Raw genomic sequence first — 726 nt, 5'->3', positions numbered from 1 at the left:
GTTGTAGGTGTTGGAGCCAAGTCCGAATTCGGGAACGTTGGTCTTGCCGATGATGATGGCGCCCGCCTTGCGGACACGCTCGACGAAGAAGTCGTCCTCGCCGGGGACAAAGTCGGCGAAGATCGGCGAGCCGAAAGTGGTCCTCAGGCCCTTGGTCAGCGCCAGGTCCTTGATCGCAATGGGCAGACCGAACAGCGATCCCGCCTTGCCGCCGCGCGCCAGATGGGCGTCGGCCCTGTCGGCTTCGGCGAGGATATCGGCGCGGTCGCGCAGCGACACGATGGCATTGACCAGCGGGTTCACCGCCTCGATGCGGTCGAGGAAGGCGGTGACCACCTCGCGTACCGACAGGCGGCGCTCACGGACTGCGCCGGCCAGCTCCACGGCGGACAGCCGGCAGATATCACCCGCGGGCGGGACGGCATGTCTGGTCGCCGGACGCATGGCCGTCACCCGGCGGCCGACAAGGCGGCGTCGACGTCCTTCGCCAGCGGTATCGCCGGCTGGGCGCCGGGCTTCAGGCAAGCGAGCGAGCCGGCGGCGGCGGCGCGGACGAGCGCCTGTTCGAGTGGCAGGCCCGACGACAGGCCGGCACCGAAATAGCCGCAAAACGTGTCGCCGGCGCCGACCGTATCGACCGGAGTGATCTTCAACGCCGGCACGGTCAGGAAGGTGTCGGGCGTCGCGGCGAGCACGCCGTCGCCACCGAGGGTGACGACAATGGCG

General features: G+C 69.3%; 2 protein-coding genes. Both read right to left on the bottom strand.

Going from position 1 to position 726, the window contains the following annotated elements:
* Positions 1-444, bottom strand: a 444-nt coding sequence (locus tag EN780_RS36160) for an amidase family protein (protein ID WP_245500245.1), incomplete at its 3' end; no start/stop codon positions are given.
* A 5-nt stretch (positions 445-449) separates the two neighbouring features.
* A partial coding sequence (locus tag EN780_RS36155; RefSeq protein ID WP_245500244.1) for a PfkB family carbohydrate kinase occupies positions 450-726 on the bottom strand: 277 nt, incomplete at its 5' end.

It is taken from the genome of Mesorhizobium sp. M4B.F.Ca.ET.089.01.1.1 (assembly GCF_004022605.1).
Lineage (GTDB): Bacteria > Pseudomonadota > Alphaproteobacteria > Rhizobiales > Rhizobiaceae > Mesorhizobium > Mesorhizobium abyssinicae.
Note: the sequence above shows the minus strand (reverse complement) of the source record. Positions and strands in the feature narration are given on the sequence as shown.